The organism is Streptomyces sp. NBC_00539, assembly GCF_036346105.1.
Classification (GTDB): domain Bacteria; phylum Actinomycetota; class Actinomycetes; order Streptomycetales; family Streptomycetaceae; genus Streptomyces.
In genome coordinates, this window is record NZ_CP107811.1 from 971,792 (window position 1) to 989,359 (window position 17,568).

General features: G+C 73.5%; 17 protein-coding genes. 10 read left to right on the forward strand and 7 right to left on the reverse strand.

Annotated elements, in window-relative coordinates:
• The first annotated feature begins 115 nt into the window (after window positions 1-115).
• Genes OG861_RS04445 through OG861_RS04455 form a run of 3 tightly spaced genes read left to right on the forward strand, consistent with a single transcriptional unit; the run spans window position 116 to window position 1,658 of the window.
• Window positions 116-337: a hypothetical protein gene (locus OG861_RS04445; protein WP_330261278.1), complete on the forward strand. Its 222-nt coding sequence runs from the start codon at window positions 116-118 to the stop codon at window positions 335-337.
• Between the two features lie 17 nt (window positions 338-354).
• Window positions 355-642, forward strand: a complete 288-nt coding sequence (locus OG861_RS04450; protein ID WP_329200298.1) for a CDGSH iron-sulfur domain-containing protein — start codon at window positions 355-357, stop codon at window positions 640-642.
• A complete protein-coding gene (locus OG861_RS04455; RefSeq protein WP_329200296.1) occupies window positions 639-1,658 on the forward strand; it encodes an SDR family oxidoreductase in 1,020 nt (339 codons plus the stop codon). The genes OG861_RS04450 and OG861_RS04455 overlap by 4 nt, the downstream gene beginning before the upstream one ends.
• Window positions 1,659-1,740: 82 nt before the next feature.
• Here OG861_RS04455 and OG861_RS04460 read toward each other — a convergent pair whose 3' ends face one another.
• Both OG861_RS04460 and OG861_RS04465 read right to left on the reverse strand, forming a co-directional pair.
• Window positions 1,741-2,298 carry a hypothetical protein gene (locus OG861_RS04460; protein WP_329200294.1) on the reverse strand — a complete coding sequence of 186 codons (558 nt, stop codon included), beginning with the start codon at window positions 2,296-2,298 and terminating at the stop codon, window positions 1,741-1,743.
• Window position 2,299: 1 nt separating this feature from the next.
• Window positions 2,300-2,842 carry a hypothetical protein gene (locus tag OG861_RS04465; protein WP_329200292.1) on the reverse strand — a complete coding sequence of 181 codons (543 nt, stop codon included), beginning with the start codon at window positions 2,840-2,842 and terminating at the stop codon, window positions 2,300-2,302.
• A gap of 105 nt (window positions 2,843-2,947) precedes the next feature.
• On the opposite strand from OG861_RS04465, the gene OG861_RS04470 reads away from it, so the two are divergent.
• A complete protein-coding gene (locus tag OG861_RS04470; RefSeq protein ID WP_329200290.1) occupies window positions 2,948-3,283 on the forward strand; it encodes a YnfA family protein in 336 nt (111 codons plus the stop codon).
• Here OG861_RS04470 and grpE read toward each other — a convergent pair.
• Together grpE and dnaK are read right to left on the reverse strand one after the other, a co-directional pair.
• Window positions 3,258-3,884, reverse strand: a complete 627-nt coding sequence (gene grpE / locus OG861_RS04475) for a nucleotide exchange factor GrpE (protein WP_330261279.1) — start codon at window positions 3,882-3,884, stop codon at window positions 3,258-3,260. The genes OG861_RS04470 and grpE overlap by 26 nt on opposite strands.
• The gene (dnaK, locus tag OG861_RS04480) at window positions 3,881-5,758 is read right to left on the reverse strand and encodes a molecular chaperone DnaK (RefSeq protein ID WP_330261280.1); all 1,878 of its coding nucleotides are present in this window, start codon (window positions 5,756-5,758) and stop codon (window positions 3,881-3,883) included. The genes grpE and dnaK overlap by 4 nt, the downstream gene beginning before the upstream one ends.
• A gap of 239 nt (window positions 5,759-5,997) precedes the next feature.
• On the opposite strand from dnaK, the gene OG861_RS04485 reads away from it, so the two are divergent.
• Window positions 5,998-6,738 (forward strand): DUF72 domain-containing protein, encoded by a 741-nt coding sequence (locus tag OG861_RS04485; protein ID WP_329200285.1) that lies wholly within the window; start codon window positions 5,998-6,000, stop codon window positions 6,736-6,738.
• 139 nt (window positions 6,739-6,877) lie between these two features.
• Window positions 6,878-9,466, forward strand: coding sequence for a YfhO family protein (locus OG861_RS04490; RefSeq protein WP_330261281.1), 2,589 nt, complete (start codon window positions 6,878-6,880; stop codon window positions 9,464-9,466).
• Here the strand turns inward: OG861_RS04490 and OG861_RS04495 are convergent.
• Together OG861_RS04495 and OG861_RS04500 are read right to left on the reverse strand one after the other, a co-directional pair.
• Window positions 9,447-9,854 carry a hypothetical protein gene (locus tag OG861_RS04495; RefSeq protein WP_329200282.1) on the reverse strand — a complete coding sequence of 136 codons (408 nt, stop codon included), beginning with the start codon at window positions 9,852-9,854 and terminating at the stop codon, window positions 9,447-9,449. The two genes, OG861_RS04490 and OG861_RS04495, sit on opposite strands and share 20 nt — an antisense overlap.
• A 122-nt stretch (window positions 9,855-9,976) precedes the next feature.
• Window positions 9,977-11,281 (reverse strand): MFS transporter, encoded by a 1,305-nt coding sequence (locus OG861_RS04500; protein ID WP_330261282.1) that lies wholly within the window; start codon window positions 11,279-11,281, stop codon window positions 9,977-9,979.
• 194 nt (window positions 11,282-11,475) lie between these two features.
• Here OG861_RS04500 and OG861_RS04505 point away from each other — a divergent pair, with 194 nt between their 5' ends.
• Window positions 11,476-14,133, forward strand: a complete 2,658-nt coding sequence (locus OG861_RS04505; protein WP_329375227.1) for a SpoIIE family protein phosphatase — start codon at window positions 11,476-11,478, stop codon at window positions 14,131-14,133.
• 3 nt (window positions 14,134-14,136) lie between these two features.
• Here OG861_RS04505 and OG861_RS04510 read toward each other — a convergent pair whose 3' ends face one another.
• Window positions 14,137-14,595: an Lrp/AsnC family transcriptional regulator gene (locus OG861_RS04510; RefSeq protein ID WP_330261283.1), complete on the reverse strand. Its 459-nt coding sequence runs from the start codon at window positions 14,593-14,595 to the stop codon at window positions 14,137-14,139.
• Between the two features lie 128 nt (window positions 14,596-14,723).
• Between OG861_RS04510 and OG861_RS04515 the strand changes: the two genes are divergently transcribed.
• The 3 genes from OG861_RS04515 (at window position 14,724) to OG861_RS04525 (ending at window position 17,566) form a co-directional block, all read left to right on the forward strand.
• Complete coding sequence (locus OG861_RS04515) at window positions 14,724-15,812, forward strand: DMT family transporter (protein ID WP_330261284.1); 1,089 nt, start codon at window positions 14,724-14,726, stop codon at window positions 15,810-15,812.
• On the forward strand, window positions 15,813-17,000 hold the full coding sequence (locus tag OG861_RS04520; RefSeq protein WP_329200272.1) for an aromatic amino acid transaminase: 1,188 nt from the start codon (window positions 15,813-15,815) through the stop codon (window positions 16,998-17,000).
• Between the two features lie 215 nt (window positions 17,001-17,215).
• Window positions 17,216-17,566, forward strand: coding sequence for a hypothetical protein (locus OG861_RS04525; protein ID WP_329200270.1), 351 nt, complete (start codon window positions 17,216-17,218; stop codon window positions 17,564-17,566).
• Window positions 17,567-17,568 lie beyond the last annotated feature (2 nt).

Below are 17,568 nucleotides of genomic sequence, written 5' to 3' on the forward strand. Positions count from 1 at the left end.
GGGGACGGTCCGCGAGGACCCTGCGCCGGCGACGAGGAGGCAGACGATGAGCGGTACGGAACGCACGGGCACTAGCGGTACGGAACGCACGGGCCCTACGGGAGCGGGCGGCGGCATGGAGGACAAGGCCCAGCGGCCCGGGATCGGCCGCGAAGAGCAGGTGGCCGAGGCCCCGGAGCAGGACGGGCGCACGCGCGGGCGGAGCAAGGAGGAGTCCACGCGCCGACGCCCCGGAGAGGAACGCGTCCGGGAGGAGGACGCCGCGCAGGACGGGGCGGAAAGCGGCTCGGACGAAACTTCCGGCGCACGCGGCCGAACGGGTTTCGGCGGCGGGTGACCGGCAAGGCGGACCGTATGAACCCCAAGCGATCCCAGGCACGCCCGGCACCCGGGGAGCCGACGCCCGCCCCGGCCGGTACGCCGGTGCGCCACATCATCGAGCCGGACGGCCCCGAGCTGCTGGAAGGGCCCGTGGAACGGCCCCGCAGGGACGGCTCCACGGCGCGCTCCGAGCGCCCGGTGGTGGCCGTGTGCACCTGCCGGCGGAGCCGGATCTACCCCTGGTGCGACACCAGCCACCGTGCCCGGACCAGCGGGGACGACGCCGCGGCCGGGTCCGAGCGGGAAGGGGAGCGGTCGTGAGCGCCTCCCCCGGGCCGGGCCGGGTCGTGGTCGTCACCGGGGCCAGCGGCGGCGTAGGGCGTGCGGTCGCCCGGGCCTTCGCCGCCCGCGGCGACCGGCTGGCGCTGGTCGCCCGCGGCGCGGCGGGTCTGGAAGGGGCCGTCCGGGACGTGGAGGCGTTGGGCGCGAAAGCCCTCGCGATCGAAGCGGACGTCGCCGACCCGGAGGCGGCCGAGGCCGCCGCCCAGCGCGCGGAGGACGAGTTCGGGCCCCTCGACATCTGGGTCAACGTCGCTTTCACCTCGGTGTTCGCGCCGTTCACGGAGATCAGCCCGGAGGAGTTCCGCCGGGTCACCGAGGTCTCCTACCTGGGGTACGTGTACGGCACCCACGCGGCCCTGCGCCGCATGCTCCCCCGCGACCGCGGCACCCTCGTCCACGCCGGATCCGCGCTCGCCTACCGGGGCATCCCGTTGCAGAGCGCGTACTGCGGCGCCAAGCACGCCCTCCAGGGCTGGCACGAGGCGCTGCGCTGCGAACTGCTCGCCTCGGGCACCGGGGTCCGCACGACGATGGTGCAGCTGCCCGCGCTGAACACCCCGCAGTTCGACTGGGTGCTGTCGCGGCTGCCGAGGCGCGCGCGGCCGGTGCCGCCGATCTACCAGCCGGAGGTCGCCGCCCGGGCCGTCGTGTACGCCGCGGACCACCCGCGGCGGCGGGAGTACTGGGTCGGGGGCAGTACCGCGATGACGCTGATGGCCAACGCCGTGGCACCGGGGCTCCTCGACCGGTACCTGGCGCGTACGGGCTTCGACTCCCAGCAGACCGACACCCCCGCGGGGGACGACGAGCCGGCCAACCTGTGGCAACCCGCGGACGAGCGGCGGGACTTCGGGGCGCACGGCCGCTTCGACGGGTCGGGGCGCACGCGGAGCTTCCAGTGGTGGGCCACGCGCCACAGGGGCGCCCTCGCCGCCGCGACGCTCGGCGGGGCCGGCGCAGCGGCCCTCGCCTGGAGCCGACGCGGGCGGGACTAGACGCGGGAGTGCCGGACGGGTGGCGGACGGGCAGCGCCGAGGGGCCGGGGCATTCGCCCCGGCCCCTCGGCGTATCTGCGGGTCAGGTGTGGAGCAGGCGGTTGAAGAAGGAGCGGTAGCGCTGGAGCGCGATCCGCAGGTCCTCCGTCACGGGTTCCTCACCCTTGCTCCACTGGCCCTCCAGCTCCTGCTTGTGGGAGGAGAAGGTACCGGCGAGCGTCTGCATCACCTCGGCGACGAGGGTGTCGGCGGACCTGACCGCGTCCTGCGGGTCGTCGACGAACCGGCCCTGTATCTCGCCCCAGCGCCTGCGGAACTCCTCCGCGTCGGGGCCCGCGAGCAACGGCTCGTCCGCCGTGTCACCCGCCGCGCCCGCGCCCTCCCGGGTGCCGGCGGCCGTCGTGTCCGCCTCGTCCGCCCGTGCGGGTTCGTCTTCCCTCAGGTCGTCCCCGGCCGTGCCCCGCACGCCGGTGTCCTCATCCGTGCGCCCGCCCGTGCCTGCGCCCAGGTCACGGTCGCCCGTCGCCTCACCGGGATAGACGGCGGTGCTCCGCTCGTCGGATCCCGGGTGGGCGAGGCTCTCCGTGGTCAGGCCGCCCTCGTCGTCGGGCCGGCCGAGCGTCTCGTCGCGGTCTTGCATGTCATCGGCCTCCTTGGTCACCGAGCAGCTCCTGGAACAGGGCGCGGTAGTGCACCATCGCCCCGCGGAGCTCCTCCGTCGTCGCCTGTCCTTCGCTGCTGCGCGCGTTGACCGCGTGCGCGGCGCGGTAGTGCTCCAGCGTGCTTCCGTGCTCGACCGAAAGGTCGCGCACCTGCTCTCCGAACCCGTCGGTCGGGTAGCCGCGCTCCCTCATGAGCCGCGTCACCAGTTCGTCCGCCTGGGCGACCGCCCCCTCCGGGCGGTCCACGAAGCGTTGCTGGACGCCCTGCCACTCCTCGGCGTACTGGCTCCGGCGCGCGGGGGGCAGTTCCTTGATGTCCAGCGCCTCGTGGCGCTGCTCGCGGGCGCGCAGTTCACGCTCGGCGGCCAGTCGGCCACCCTCGTCCTGGACGGTGCGGTCGTACTCGGGGCCGAACCGCTCCCGGAGGTGCCGTCGGCGCGAGACCAGCCAGAGCCCGGCCGCGATGGCGATCAGGACCACCACTACGGGAACGATGATCGCGATGAGCGTGCTTGTCGACATGGGGGCCTCCACTCGGGGCCGTGCTCTCATCGGTGTCGTCGTTGGCGCGTGCCCGCCCCCGGGTCCCGCAAACCCGGCCCGCTACCTCCCGTTACAGTCTGCGGCGTGACCGTAGCCCGCTCCATCGCCCTGTTCGTCGTGGCCGCCCTCCTTGAGATCGGCGGAGCCTGGCTGGTCTGGCAGGGCCTGCGGGAGCACCGGGGCCGACTCTGGGTCGGAGCCGGGTTCCTGGCCCTGGGTCTGTACGGAGTCGTCGCCACTTTCCAGAGCGACGCGAACTTCGGCCGGATCCTCGCCGCGTACGGGGGCGTCTTCGTGGCGGGGTCCCTCGCCTGGGGCATGGTCGCCGACTGCTACCGGCCCGACCGCTACGACATCACCGGCGCCCTGGTCTGCCTCGCCGGTATGGCTGTGATCATGTACGCGCCTCGCGGTCAATGAAGGGGTGCCGCGCCTCGCGGCCGATGAGGGGCACTGCCACCGCGACTTGGGCGGGACGCAGCAGGCGGGTGCCGACGCGGTAGCCGGGGCGCAGGATCCGGGCGCAGGTCGGGGTGGTGCGCAGCGGGTCGGGGGCCGAGGTGACCGCTTCGTGGACGAGGGGGTCGAAGGGGTCGCCGGGTTCGCCGACGGGCTCCAGCCCGAGGGCGGCCAGGCGGGATTCGAGCAGGCGCGCGACGGCCTCGAAGCCTTCGCCCGTCTCACCGAGTGCGCGGGCGGCGTCCACGGCGTCGAGGACCGGCAGCAGCCCGCTGAGCACGTTGGAGACGGCCGCCTCGCCGACGGCGAGACGGTCGCGCCGGACGCGTTTGCGGTAGTTGTCGTACTCGGCCTTCACGCGTTGCAGGTCGGCCGTGCGTTCGGCGAGCAGCGCCGCCCGTTCCGACGCGTCGGGGGGGTCGGCGCGGTCCGGGCGGCCGCCGGGGGCGCCGGGGGCGCCGGGCGTCAGGGCGGGCGGGCCCGTCCGTCGCCGGTCGCCGAGGACGACGACCGCCGGTGCGTCGGGGCGTTCCCGGCGCGGGGGCTCGGCAGGACGGTTCATGCCGTGTCTCCCTTCGGCTTCTCGTCGTCCACGATCTCGGCGTCGACCACGTCGTCGTCGGCCGCGGCGGCATCGGGGCCGGCCTGGCCGGCGTCACCCGCGCCGCCCGCGGCCTGGGCCGCCTGGGCGTCGGCGTAGATCGCCTGGCCGAGCTTCTGGCTGACCGCGGCGACCTTCTCCGTGGCCGTACGGATCTCAGCGGTGTTGTTCTCGCCCTTGAGCTTCTCCTTGAGCTCGGTGACGGCCGCCTCGACCTCGGTCCTGACGTCGGCGGGGACCTTGTCCTCGTTGTCCTTGAGGAACTTCTCCGTCTGGTAGACGAGCTGCTCGGCCTGGTTGCGGGTCTCCGCTGCCTCCTTGCGGCGGCGGTCCTCCTCGGCGTGCTGTTCGGCCTCGTGCACCATGCGCTGGATGTCGTCCTTCGGCAGCGAGGAACCGCCGGTGACGGTCATCTTCTGTTCCTTGCCCGTGCCGAGGTCCTTCGCGGTGACGTGCATGATGCCGTTGGCGTCGATGTCGAAGGTGACCTCGATCTGCGGGACGCCTCGCGGGGCCGGCGGCAGGCCGGTCAGTTCGAACATGCCGAGCTTCTTGTTGTACGCCGCGATCTCGCGCTCGCCCTGGTAGACCTGGATCTGCACGGACGGCTGGTTGTCCTCGGCCGTCGTGAACGTCTCGGAGCGCTTGGTCGGGATGGTCGTGTTGCGCTCGATGAGCTTGGTCATGATGCCGCCCTTGGTCTCGATGCCGAGGGACAGCGGGGTCACGTCGAGGAGCAGGACGTCCTTGACCTCACCCTTGAGCACACCGGCCTGGAGGCTGGCGCCGATGGCGACGACCTCGTCCGGGTTGACGCCCTTGTGGGGGTCCTTGCCAGTGAGTTCCCTGACCAGGTCCGTGACCGCCGGCATCCGGGTGGAGCCGCCGACGAGGATGACCTCGTTGACGTCCCCGACCTGGATCTTCGCGTCTTTGACGGCCTGGTGGAAGGGGGTCTTGCAGCGCTCCAGCAGGTCGGCGGTCAGCTGCTGGAACCCGGTGCGGGTGAGCTTCTCCTCCAGGTGCAGCGGCCCGTCGGCGGAGGCAGTGATGTAGGGCAGGTTGATGTTCGTCTCGGTGGCGGACGACAGTTCGATCTTCGCCTTCTCGGCCGCCTCGCGCAGCCGCTGGAGCGCCATCTTGTCCTTGGTCAGGTCGATGCCGTAGCCGTTCTGGAACTGCTTGGCGAGGTGGTCGACGATCCTCTGGTCCCAGTCGTCACCGCCCAGGTGGGTGTCGCCGTTGGTGGCCTTCACCTCGACGATCCCTTCGCCGATCTCCAGGAGGGACACGTCGAAGGTGCCGCCGCCGAGGTCGAAGACGAGGATCGTCTGGTCGTTCGCCTTGTCCAGTCCGTAGGCGAGGGCGGCGGCGGTCGGCTCGTTGACGATGCGCAGGACCCGCAGGCCCGCGATCTCGCCGGCCTCCTTGGTGGCGGTGCGCTGGGAGTCGTTGAAGTAGGCGGGCACGGTGACCACGGCGTCGGTGACGTCCTCCCCGAGGTAGGCCTCGGCGTCCCGCTTGAGCTTCTGCAGGACCCGCGCGGAGATCTCCTGCGCCGTGTACCGCTTGCCGTCGATGTCCCCGTGTTCGGGGAAGTGCCAGCGGGGGTCGCCCATGTGCCGTTTGACCGAGCGCGCCGTGCGGTCGACGTTGGTGACCGCCTGGCGCTTGGCGACCTCGCCGACGAGGACCTCCCCGCCCTTGGCGAAGGCCACGACCGAGGGGGTGGTCCTGGCCCCTTCTGCGTTGGGGATGACGGTGGGTTCGCCGCCTTCGAGGACGCTGACGACGGAGTTCGTCGTTCCGAGGTCGATGCCGACCGACCGTGCCATGGTCCGCTCCCTTCGCGTCGGCGGGCGGCCCACGGATCGCGCCGGTGCGGGAACTCCCCCCCGTCCCGCCGGACGGTTGCGGACAGCCGCCCGTGCGTACGGGGCCGGCCCTCACTTCCTGGATACGTCGGCGCCGCGCGCCCTGTCAACGCGCCCGGGGGCCCTGCCGCCGGGCGGTTTCGCCGCGGTGGCGCCGGGCAGGCGCCGCGGGAGGGGGTCCGTCGTCAGCGGAGGTGGCCATGCCCGTGTTCGTCGGGACGTCCGGCTGGCAGTACCGGGACTGGGCGGGGACCTTCTATCCGCCGGAGGTGCCCCAGCGCCTGTGGCTGGAGGAGTACGGGCGGCATTTCGGCACGGTGGAGAACAACAACGCCTTCTACCGGCTGCCCGCCCCGGAGACCTTCGCGGCCTGGCGCGAGCGGACCGCGGACGGTTTCGTGATGGCCGTCAAGGCCAGCCGGTTCCTGACCCACATCAAACGCCTGCGCGACCCCGAGGAGCCGGTGCGCCGGCTGATGACGCACAGCGCCGGCCTCGGCCCCCGCCTGGGACCCGTGCTCCTCCAACTACCGCCGACGCTGCGCGCGGACGCCCGGACCCTGGACGCCTGCCTGGCCTGCTTCCCGGCCGGTGTGCGGGTGGCGGTGGAGCCCCGGCACGAGTCGTGGTGGACGCAGGAGATCCGGTCGGTCCTCGTCGAGCGGGGCGCCGCGCTGTGCTGGGCGGACCGGCATTCGCGGCCGGTGACCCCGCTGTGGCGGACCGCCGACTGGGGCTACGTACGGTTCCACGAGGGCCGTGCGCAGCCGTGGCCCCGGTACGGGCCCGGCGCGTTGCGGTCGTGGGCCGGGCGGATCGCGGACGCCTGGCCGGCGCGGGCCGACGTCTTCGCGTACTTCAACAACGACCCGGGCGGGGCGGCCGTCAGGGACGCCGAGGCGTTCCGGCGGATGGTGGACGCGGCGGCCGTCCCCGCCTGAGCCTGCGAGCCCGGCCGCGGGCACCGGTGGTGCTCCCGTCACCGGTTGTTCACCCGTCCGCTCCCGCCGGACGGGCGGACGCGCGGCCGCCACGGTGGTGTCGGACCGCGAGGCGTCCGCGGCCTGGGAGTCTGACGCCATGGTGCTGACGACGTCCTCTCCCACCGCCGGCCAGGAGCAGCGTCAGCGGTCGGGGCGCAGGTCCGGCCCCCGGGGCGGGGTGGTGGCACCGGCGGCTTCGGCGGCGGTCTCGATGGGGGCCTACTGCCTGGCGATGGCCGTGCACGGGACGTACCCCTTCGGGGCCCGCTCCCGGGCGGTCAACGACCTGGGCAACCAGTTCGTGCCGTTCCACGCCCACCTGTGGGACCTGATGCGCGGCCAGACCGAGGGGGACCTCTTCTTCAACTGGGGCAGCGGCTACGGCGTCCCGTTCCTCGCGGACTTCTTCACGTACCTGATGAACCCGTTCTCCTGGCTCGTCGCGCTGTTCCCCCGTGACCGGGTGGAGCTGCCGGTCTTCCTCGTCACCCTGCTGAGCATCGGGCTGGCGACCGCGCTGATGACCGTGTGGCTGGGCCGGCTGCGGCCGGGGCCACCGTGGCCCCGTGCGGCGCTGGCGGTGGGCTACGGCGTCAGTGCCTGGACGGTGTCGAACGGTTTCGCCGATCCCATGTGGATGTGGGGGCTGGTGGCCTTCCCGCTGACCGGCTTCGCGTACGACTGGTGCCTGGACGGGCGGCGCTGGGCGCTCGGCGCGCTGCTCGTCGCCGTGTCGTGGGCCGGCAACTTCTACACCGCCGCGATGGCCACCCTCGGGATGCTGCTGGTGCTCGTGGTCAGGCTGCTGCTCGACGGGCGGCCGTGGAGTGGCCGACGGCGCGTGCTGCTGCGGGCCGCGTCGATGACGGCGGTCGGCGTGGCGCTGGTCGCCCCGGTGCTGACGGTCACCTTCCCGGCGTCGCGGGCGTCGCAGCCGGGTCCCGTGGCCGGGTACCCGGGGCCGCCCCTGCTGCGCGACTACCTCGCGCACCTGCTGCCGGGCGGCTTCCATTCGAGCGGCCCGCAGGTGTCGGTGGGCGTGCTGCCGCTGCTGCTGGTCCTCGCGTACCCCTTCATGCGGAGGGTGCCGGGCAGGCAGCGTGCCGCCTGGTGCGTGCTGCTCGTGCTGGTGGCGCTGTCCTACGTGTGGGCGCCGACGATCCTGCTGTGGCACGGCCTGGCCCTGCCGAACGGGGGACCGTACCGGGCCTCGTTCACCCTCGCCGGGATGCTGGTGGCCGTGGCCTGGCTGGCCCTGGCCGCGCGGCCGCGGCCCCGGGAGCTGCTGGCGGGGGCCGGGGCGCTGGGCGTGGTGCTGGTCGTCGCCGGCCCCAGCCCGTACTTCACCGCCGGCACCTGGGCGCTGACCCTGGTGGGGGCCGCGGTGTTCGTGGCCCTGCTGGCGCTGCCGCGGCGCCGTGGCCGGGTCGTGCACGTCGCCGTGACGGGGGCGCTGATCGGCACGGTGTTCCTCTCCACGGTGTTCACGGTGCTGTCGGTGACCGCGCAGCGGGACCGGGAGGAGTGGTGGCGGCCGAAGCGGACGCTGGACGCGCAATCCCTGGCGGCGCGGCGGGCGGTGCGGGCGCAGGACCGCTGGCCGGCCCTGCGCAGTGAGCCCGGTCCGCACGAGTTCGCCGACAACGACCCGCTCCTGCTGGGCGGTCAGGGCGGTTCGTACTACAGCAGCTACCTGCCCGCCCTGACCGCGCGGACGCTGCGCGGGCTGGGTGCGGGCTGGTACATGGGGGGCCGTCACACGGTCGGCTTCGAGGACCCGGTCGGCCGGGCGGTCATGGGCGTGGGCAGCTACCTCGACCACGGCGGCCCGGACGGGTTCGTGCGGCGGAGCGCGGACGCGGTCCCGCTGGTGAGCTTGCGGCAGGGCGCGCCGGCCCCCGCGTCGGACACGGTGTTCGCCCGTCAGGAACAGGTGCTGGGGGCGCGGGTGTACGCGGTGCCCGCCGTCCGGCCGGTGGGCGGCGCGGCGCCCGGCGAGCGGCCCGACGGAGGCTGGCGGCTGCCGCGGGGCGCGCGGAGGGCGTTCGCCTTCACCTGCACCCCGGGGAGCTCGGCGTTCGCGTACGTGCCCTGGTTCTCCGGCACCCTGGACGCCCTCGGCTCGGTGCGGCGGCTTTCGGGCTGGTTCCCGATGACGAACAACGGGCTGGTGCCGCTGGGCAGGGTCCCGGCGGGCGGCGAGGCGGTGCTGACGCTGACCGGCGACCGCGCCCAGGACGTCCCGCGCTCGCCCGTGGGCTGCCTGGACCGGGGCGCACTCGGCGCGGCGGTGGCCCGTTCGAAGGCGTCGGGCCCGCGTCGCATCACCGCCGCGGGTCATTCCGTCGAAGCCGTTCTTCCGGCTCGCTCCACCGGTACCGCGCTGCTGGCGGTGCCCGCCGTGCGGGGCTGGCGGTGCTCCCTGGACGGGGCGACCGCGAAGGCTCCCGGCAGGCTCGCCGGGCTGATCGCCGTGCCCCTGGGGCCGGGGGCGTCCCGGGTGTCCTGCGCGTACCGCACTCCGGGCCTGAGGGCCGGTCTCCTGGTGAGCGGGGTGGCCGCTGCCGTCCTGCTCGCCGCGCTGGTGGTCTCCTGGTCGCCGCCGGGCGGCGGGCGCCGCGCACTGCGGGCGTGCGCGGCGCGGCGGCTCGGGCGGCTGCGCCGGCTCAGGACACGTTCACGGTGACGCTGGGCGAGGTCGCGCCGGCCACCATCACCCGCAGTTGCTCCGTGCCCTTGGTGCGGAACGTGGTGTCGAGCGAGTAGCTGGAGCCCTGCTTGACGGTCGTACTGGCGTGCAAGGTCGTCCATTTGGCGCCGTACTTGTGCTGGAGGACCACCTTGCTGCCGATCGGCACGCCCTTCGTGCGTCCGGTGAAGGTCACCTTGTCTCCGGTCTTCACGTCGGTCGGGTTCGCCTTGACGCTCACTTCGCCCGCCGGTTGCGTCGCGGCCGGGTGGGGCGGGAACGCGGCGGCGGACGCGGTTCCCACGGCTCCCGCGGTCAGCAGGGCGAGGGACAGGGCTCCGGCTGCGAGCATCCGGGCGGGGCGGTTTCGCGTGGTGGCGCTCACGTTGGTCTCCCGTCTTCGCGGATCCCATGCGCCACGAACGGCACGCTTCCCCTCCGATTCGTGGCGATCCGATCGTAGGGCCGGTTGCCGCGGCGGGCGAGCCGAGGCTACGTAAGACCAGGTCAGGCGGGGTGCTTCACCGTTTCGGGGGTGCCCGCCTCCATCGCCCGCAGCCGCCGCAGACCCGAACGCCGCTGGACGACGGAGAGCGCCGTGACCGCAGCGCCGAGCGCGATCCAGCCCGCCGGTCCGGCCGGCATGACCGCGCCCGTCAGCAGGAGCGGCCCCGCCGACTTCTGCACGGACTGGGACATCCCCGCCACCCCCAGGTAGGACGCCCTCGCCCGCTCCGGGGCGAGGGAGACCGCCAGCTCCCAGGAGCTCACCGAACGCATCAGCTCCGCCGCGGTGCCGAGCACCGCCGCGAGGAGCAGGCCGGCCGAGGCGGCCCAGGCTCCGGCTCCGGTGGACAGGGCGAGGAGCACGGTGCAGGCGAGCAGTGTGAGCCCGTACACCGCCACCGCTTCCGCTGCCTGACGCGGCTGCCCGACCCTCGCCGACACGCGGAGCTGGAGCGCGACCACGAGCACGGTGTTGATCACGAGGAAGGCGGGGACGAGCGCGTGCGGCGCGTCGGTGCGGGTGACCAGCCACAGGGGCAGCCCGACAGACAGGATCGAGTCGTCCAGGTTCATCGGGATGTCGAGCAGGACGAACCGGAGGTAGCCGCGGTCGCGCCACGGGCTGGAGGGGGCCGGCGGCGGGTCCGCGGGGGCGCCGGCGCGGGCCGCGACGCGCCCGTGCTCGCGGGGCTCGCCGGTGCGCCGGACCAGGATCGCGGCCGCGAGGAAGGAGAGCGCGTTGGCCAGGATCAGGGCCTGGTAGGCCTGGCGGGTGCCGACAGCGAGCCCGATGGCGGCGACGCCGGCGCCGAGCGCGTAGCCCGCGTTGGCGGAGCTGCGGGCGAGGGCCTGGTAGGTGGCGCGGCGCTCGCCCGCCACGCGGGTCGCGAAGAGCATCTCCAGCGTTTTGGCGGCCCGGTCACCCAGGTGGGTGAGTGCCACGACGGCCAGCAGCACCTCGTAGCGCGTGACGACGAGCAGTGCGCAGAGCGTGCCCAGGCGCAGGAGGTGGGCGGCGATCAGCAGCCGGCGCACGGGGAAACGTCCCGCGAGGTGTCCGGCGAGGGGGGAGCCCGCGATGCCGGCGACTCCCGCGGCGCCCAGCAGGACGCCCAGCTGCCGGGCGTCCAGTCCGACCACGAAGGTGAAGTAGAGGACGCAGCCCGCGGCCCACACGCCCGTTCCGGACCGGTCCAGGAACTGCGCGAGGAGCATGATGCGCGCGTCCCGGCCGCCGGGAGGCCGGCGCAGCTGCCCCATCAGGCCCTGCGGCCGGTCCTTCCCCGTCTTCGTACCGCCCCGCATCCCCAGTCTCCGTCCCCCGGCCCATGTATCTCGATGTCGAGATACATGAGGGAGCCTGCCCCATAAGAATCTTGACGTCAAGATATTTCCGGGTGTGCGGGGACGCGCGCCGCCGCCACCGGCACGCCGAGGGCCGCCGACAGTGCTACAACTGGGTGCGTGACCGATCCTTGCCACCCGTGCCGGGGACGTCGGTGCGGTCACTGAGCAGAAATCGCCCGCGAAGCGTCGCCCGCCAGGTATTCGTCCTCCAGGTGGCGATCGTGGTGCTGCTCGCGGCCGGTGCGGTCCTGGCGCTGGTGCTCCAGTCGCGCCACGACATCGACCGTGAGGCCCGCAACCGCTCCGTCGCGGTCGCCGAGACCGTCGCGCACTCCCCCGGGCTGCAGGAGGCGTTGCGCTCCCCCAACCCCACCAAGATCCTCCAGCCCATCACCGAAGCCACCCGCGCGGTCGCCGGGGTGGACTTCATCGTGGTGATGGACACCCACGGGATCCGCTACACCCACCCGCTGCCCGACCGCATCGGCAAACGCTTCGTCGGCACCATCGACCCTTCGCTGGCCGGTCACGTCTACACCGAAAGCGTGAACGGTCCCCTGGGCAAGGAGATCCAGGCCGTGGTGCCGGTCTTCTCCCCGGACCACAAGGTGATCGCCCTCGTGTCGGCCGGCCTCACCGTCAAGAACGTCACCGGCGTAGTGGACCGGCAACTGCCCGTCATCCTCGGCGCCAGCGGAGTGGGCCTCGCCCTGGCCACCGTCGGCTCGGCACTGATCAGCCGGCGCCTGCGGCGCCAGACACACGGCCTCGGTCCGCTCGAAATGACCCGGATGTACGAACACCACGACGCGGTGCTGCACGCCGTGCGGGAGGGCGTGCTGATCACCGACGGCACGGGACGACTGCTGCTCGCCAACGACGAGGCCACTCGGCTGCTGCGGCTCCCGCCGGACGCCGAGGGCCGGCTCGTCAGCGAACTGCCCGGGCTCGACCGGCAGCTGGTCGAGCTCCTGCGGTCCGGCCGGGAGGCCACCGACGAGATGCACGAGGCCGGGGACCGCCTCCTGGTGATCAACCAGCGGCCCACCCGGCTGCGCGGCAGGTCCGAGGGCACCTCGGTGACGATCAGGGACTCCACCGAGATCCGCGTCCTCAGCACCCGGGCCGACGCGGCCCGCAGACGGCTCAAGCTGCTGTACGACGCCGGTGTCGGCGTCGGCACCACCCTCGACGTGGAGCGCACGGCCCAGGAACTGGCCGACGTCGCCGTACCGCGCTTCGCGGACTTCGTCACCATCGACCTGGCGGAGCCCGTTCTGCACGGCGACGAGCCCACCTCGGGGGCGGACCTGCGCCGCACCGCCGTCAGCGGCATCCGGGACGACTCGCCGCTCTACCCGCGCGGCATCCTGATCGACTTCCTGCCCTCCACCCCGCAGGCCCGCGGCCTCGACAGCGGCCGCGCCGAGGTGGTCACCGACCTCTCCGACGCGCCCGGCTGGTACGCCCAGGACCCGCCCCGGGCGCAGGCCATCATCGACTACGGCATCCACTCCCTGATCACCGCTCCCCTCAAGGCCAGGGGCGTGGTGCTCGGCGTGGTCAACTTCTGGCGTTCGAGCAAGCCCGAGCCCTTCGACGAGGAGGACCTGTCGCTGGCGGAGGAACTCGTCGCCCGGGCGGGGATCACCATCGACAACGCGCGCCGCTACACCCGCGAGCACGCCCTCGCCGTCACCCTCCAGCACAGCCTGCTCCCCCGCGACCTGCCGGAGCAGAGCGCGGTCGAGGTGGCGCACTACTACCTGCCCGCCCAGTCCGGGGTCGGCGGCGACTGGTTCGACGTGATCCCGCTCCCCGGCAGCCGCGTCGCGCTCGTCGTGGGCGACGTCGTCGGACACGGCCTGCACGCCGCTGCCACCATGGGCCGGCTGCGCACCGCCGTGCTCAACTTCTCCTCCCTCGACCTGCCGCCCGACGAGCTCCTCGCCCGGCTCGACGACCTGGTGCAGTACATCGACCAGAGCACGGACGGCGGGGGCCGCGGCCCCGACGGTGACGGCCTGCTCGGCGCCACCTGCTTGTACGCGGTGTACGACGCGGTCACCCAGCGCTGCACGATCGCCCGGGCGGGGCACGTGCCGCCGTTCGTCGTACGCCCCGACGGGCGGGTCGAGATGCCGGAGCTGCCGCCGGGCGCGCCACTGGGACTGGGCGGGTTCCCGTTCGAGTCGGCGGAGCTGGACCTCGGCGAAGGCACCCAGCTGGTGCTGTACACCGACGGGCTGATCGAGGACCGGGCCCGGGACATCGACGCCGGACTCGCCCTGGTGCGTGAGGCGCTCGGCCACGCCGACCGGGAACCGGAGGAGACCTGCCGCGCCCTGCTCAAGGCGATGCTGCCGGTGCGTCCCCGCGACGACGTGGCCCTGCTGGTGGCGCGGACGTCGGCGCTGGGCGCGGACCGCATCGCCGAGTGGGAGGTGCCGTTCGAGCCGAGCGCGGTCGGGGAGATGAGGGCGCTGGCCGCCGCGAAGCTGGAGGAATGGGGCCTGTCGGAACTCGCCTTCGGGACGGAACTGGTCCTGAGCGAGCTCGTCACGAACGCCATCCGGCACGGCGCCGCCCCCGTGCGGCTCCGGCTGCTGCACGACCGGGTGCTGACCTGCGAGGTCTTCGACAGCAGCAGTACCTCACCGCACCTGCGGTACGCCGCCACGACGGACGAGGGCGGCCGCGGGCTGTTCCTGGTCGCGCAGATCAGCCGGAGGTGGGGCGTGCGGTACACCCCCGAGGGCGGGAAGGTCATCTGGTCCGAGCAGCAGCTGCCGGACGGGGAGACCTGGTGAGCGTCACTTCGGGCGCGGGTACACGCGGGACTGCTTGACGCTGCCGTAGGCGAAGCTCGACTCGATGGAGGCGATGCCGGGGATGGCGTGGATCCTGTCGCGCACGAGGGCTTCGTAGGCCTGGAGGCTCTCGATGACCACCCGCAGCAGGTAGTCGCTGCTCCCCGCCATCAGGTAGCAGTCCTGGATGTGCTCGATGCCCGCGACGTGCTCCTCGAAAAGGCGCACCGCCTCCCCCGTGTGCCGCTCCAGCCTTATCCGGACGAAGACGGTGATCGGCAGTCCGAAGCCGACCTGGTCGACCATCGCGGTGTAACCGCGGATCAGACCGGCCTCTTCCAGCCGCCGCACCCGGCGCAGGCAGGGCGAAGGCGAGAGCCGTACGCGGTCGGCGAGGTCCTGGTTGGACAGCCGTCCGTCGGCCTGCAATTCGCGAATGATCTGGAGATCGACCGCGTCCATCGTCACTCCTTGGCAGATTCTGCCCCCAAGGTAGGCGGAGAGGGCAGAACTGGCAATCGGCTGCCCCGGCGAAAGCCCTAGCGTTGCCTCGTGGCCGGATCCGGCCTTCTGAGGCTGGAGGAAGCTCCTTGGCAACGACGGAAAGCCGTCCCGCGGCGGCGCCGCCCACACCGGACGCGGGCGCGGTCCCCGCGCACGCGGACGCACCCGCCCGGCGGGTCCCGCCCCAGACGCGCGGCATGCTCGCGCTGGCGGCGACCGTGGTGATCTGGGCCGCCTTCGCGCTCAGCGCGCGGGCGCTGAGCGCCTCCTCACTGCTGCCGGCCGATGCGGCGCTGCTGCGCTTCGGCGTACCGGTCGTGGTCCTGGCGCCCGCGCTCTGGCGCCGTCGCCGGAGCATCGCCGCCGTACCGCCGGCCACCGCGGCGAAGATCATCTGTGGCGCCGGCGTGCCCTTCTTCCTCGCGGCGATGTACGGCGGCTCCCTGACGTCCGCGGCCTTCGTGGGCTCCCTGATACCCGGGATGGTCCCGCTGTTCGTCTCCGCGCTCATGGTGGCCGGCGGGCGCGGTGCGCCGCGCGGCACGCAGGCGGCGGGGCTCGCGCTGATCGCGGCGGGGGTCCTGGCCCTCGTGTGGCGCTACGTGGTTCCGGTGGACGCGGACGTGCTGGCGGGAGCCGGCGTACTGCTGCTGGCGAGCGGGCTGTGGGCGCTGTACACGGTGGGGCTCAAGGAGGTCCGCCTCGATCCGGTCGGCTCGATCGGTCTGCTGTGCGTGCCGTCTTTCGCCGTGATGGCGCTGCTGGTGCTGACCGGGGTGCTGCCCAGCGGACTGGCGTCGGCGAAAGGCGCCGACATCGCCTTGTTCGCGGTGGTGCAGGGGCTCGGGGTCGGGCTGTGCGCGGGACTGCTGTACGCGTTCGCCATCCGCAGGCTGGGGGCCGAGCGCAGCTCCGTGTTCGGCAGCCTGAGCCCGGTCGCCGTCGTGCTGCTCGCCGTACCCCTGCTGCACGAGTCGCCGACGCCGAGCGTGCTCGTCGGCGTACCCGTGATCACCGCGGGCGTGGTCCTCGCCAACCGGCGCCGGGCGGCCGGTGCCGGGGCCCCCGCGGGCGCCGCGGCCACCGGCGCCCCCGCTGACGCCCCTGTCCCCGCCACGGCCGATACCGCCGCCCCCGCGGCCACCGCCGCCTCCGTTGACCGAAAGGTGCCGTAGATGCTCGAGCTGCTCCTCCCGCCGCCCGTCGATCCCCTGTGGGACCTGACCGAGGCGTACGGGGCCGACACGCGGCCCGAGCGGCTGAACCTCGTCCTCGGCGTGTACCGCGACGAGAGCGGCGGCACGCCGGTCATGGCGGCCGTCCGCGAGGCCGAGATACGCCTGGCGGAACGTTCCGCCTCGAAGGAGTACCGGGGGCTCTCCGGCAACCTCGCCTTCAACCGCGCGATGCTCTCGATGGTCCTCGGCCCGGACGGCCCGGTCGAGCGGGCCGTGGCGGTCCAGACGGTGGCCGGCAGCGGCGCCCTGCGCCTGCTGGCCGACCTGATCTGCCGGACCCGTCCCGGCACGACGGTGTGGATCAGCGACCCCGCCTACGTCAACCACCGGCCCATCCTGGAGGCGGCGGGCCTGACGGTGCGCACGTACCGCTGGCTGGACCAGGAGGGCATGCTGGCGGACCTGGCCGGGGCGCGCCGGGACGACGTGGTGCTGCTCCAGGGGTGCTGCCACAACCCGACGGGGGTCGACCCGACGCCCGACGCCTGGGAGGCGCTGGCCGCGCTGGCCGTGCGCGACGGCTGGGTGCCGTTCGTGGACCTGGCCTACCACGGGCTCGGCGACGGCCTCGACGCGGACCTGGCGGCGACGCGGATGCTGGCGGGGCGGGTGCCGGAGGTGCTCCTCGCCATCAGCTGCTCGAAGAACTTCGGCCTCTACAGCGACCGCACCGGCTGCGCCGTCGTCATCGGGGCGTCCCGGGCGTCGCTGCGGCATGCGGAGACGGCCCTGCAGAACGCCGCCCGCACCCAGTACTCGATGCCGCCGGAGCACGGCGCGGCGGTCGTGACGGCCATCTGGGAGGACGCCCGGCTCCAGGCTTCCTGGCGGTCCGAGCTGGACGCCATGCGCAGCCGGATCTCGGCCAACCGGACGGCCCTGGTGGAGCAGCTGGCCGCGCTCGGACGGGGCGCGGAGGCGGCGGCGCTGGCGCGGCAGAAGGGGATGTTCTCGATGCTGCCGCTGTCCCCCGAACAGATGCTCCGACTGCGCGGGCGGTTCGCCATCTACGGGACGACCGCGGGCCGGGTGAACATCGCGGGGATCGGGCTCGACCGGGTCCCCTGCCTCGCGCGGGGCATCGCGGGGGTCCTGGAGGAGCGGACCACGGCGCTGGTCGGCTAGGCCGGAGGCCGGTCGGGTAGCGCCGGTCCGGCAGGGCCGCGGGGCGGTCGGGGAGCGCCGGTCCGCAGGGCCGCGGGGCGGTCGGGGAGCGCCGGGGGCAGGGCCTCCCTCCTTCGGCCGTCATCCCACCGGGTGCGCAGCGGATGCCTCCGGGCACGCGGCGGGCCAGGCTGCGGTGACGGGCAAGCCATCACCGCACAGACGAGGACCGAGCCATGTTGCACCTCCGGCGCATCGGCGTCATCACCGGGGCGGCGCTGCTGCTCACGGCCACGGCCACTGCCTGCTCGACCGGCAAGACCACCGTGGGGAGCCTCAGCTTCCGTGCCCAGGACGGCCCGGTCGAGGTGACCTACCTGAACAGCTCCGTCCAGGGCTGCCACAGGATCGGCCTCCCGCGCGGCGCGGCGCACGTCGACAACAACACCCTGGTCGACGTCATCCTGTACCGGACACCGGGCTGCCAGAAGACCGATCAGGCGGACGGGGTCTACATCCCGACCTCCAGCTCGAACGTGACCGCCCCCGGCAGCCTGCCCTGGCGCAGCTTCTCCGTCGTCCACTGACG

Excerpts from the sequence above, each read along its gene's own strand:
- OG861_RS04445 (WP_330261278.1), top strand. The coding sequence starts at position 116 with ATGGAGGACAAGGCCCAGCGGCCCGGGATCGGCCGCGAAGAGCAGGTG.
- OG861_RS04450 (WP_329200298.1), top strand. The coding sequence starts at position 355 with ATGAACCCCAAGCGATCCCAGGCACGCCCGGCACCCGGGGAGCCGACG.
- OG861_RS04460 (WP_329200294.1), bottom strand. The coding sequence starts at position 2,298 with ATGCAAGACCGCGACGAGACGCTCGGCCGGCCCGACGACGAGGGCGGC.
- OG861_RS04465 (WP_329200292.1), bottom strand. The coding sequence starts at position 2,842 with ATGTCGACAAGCACGCTCATCGCGATCATCGTTCCCGTAGTGGTGGTC.
- grpE (WP_330261279.1), bottom strand. The coding sequence starts at position 3,884 with ATGAACCGTCCTGCCGAGCCCCCGCGCCGGGAACGCCCCGACGCACCG.
- dnaK (WP_330261280.1), bottom strand. The coding sequence starts at position 5,758 with ATGGCACGGTCGGTCGGCATCGACCTCGGAACGACGAACTCCGTCGTC.
- OG861_RS04485 (WP_329200285.1), top strand. The coding sequence starts at position 5,998 with ATGCCCGTGTTCGTCGGGACGTCCGGCTGGCAGTACCGGGACTGGGCG.
- OG861_RS04490 (WP_330261281.1), top strand. The coding sequence starts at position 6,878 with ATGGTGCTGACGACGTCCTCTCCCACCGCCGGCCAGGAGCAGCGTCAG.
- OG861_RS04500 (WP_330261282.1), bottom strand. The coding sequence starts at position 11,281 with ATGCGGGGCGGTACGAAGACGGGGAAGGACCGGCCGCAGGGCCTGATG.
- OG861_RS04510 (WP_330261283.1), bottom strand. The coding sequence starts at position 14,595 with ATGGACGCGGTCGATCTCCAGATCATTCGCGAATTGCAGGCCGACGGA.
- OG861_RS04520 (WP_329200272.1), top strand. The coding sequence starts at position 15,813 with ATGCTCGAGCTGCTCCTCCCGCCGCCCGTCGATCCCCTGTGGGACCTG.
- OG861_RS04525 (WP_329200270.1), top strand. The coding sequence starts at position 17,216 with ATGTTGCACCTCCGGCGCATCGGCGTCATCACCGGGGCGGCGCTGCTG.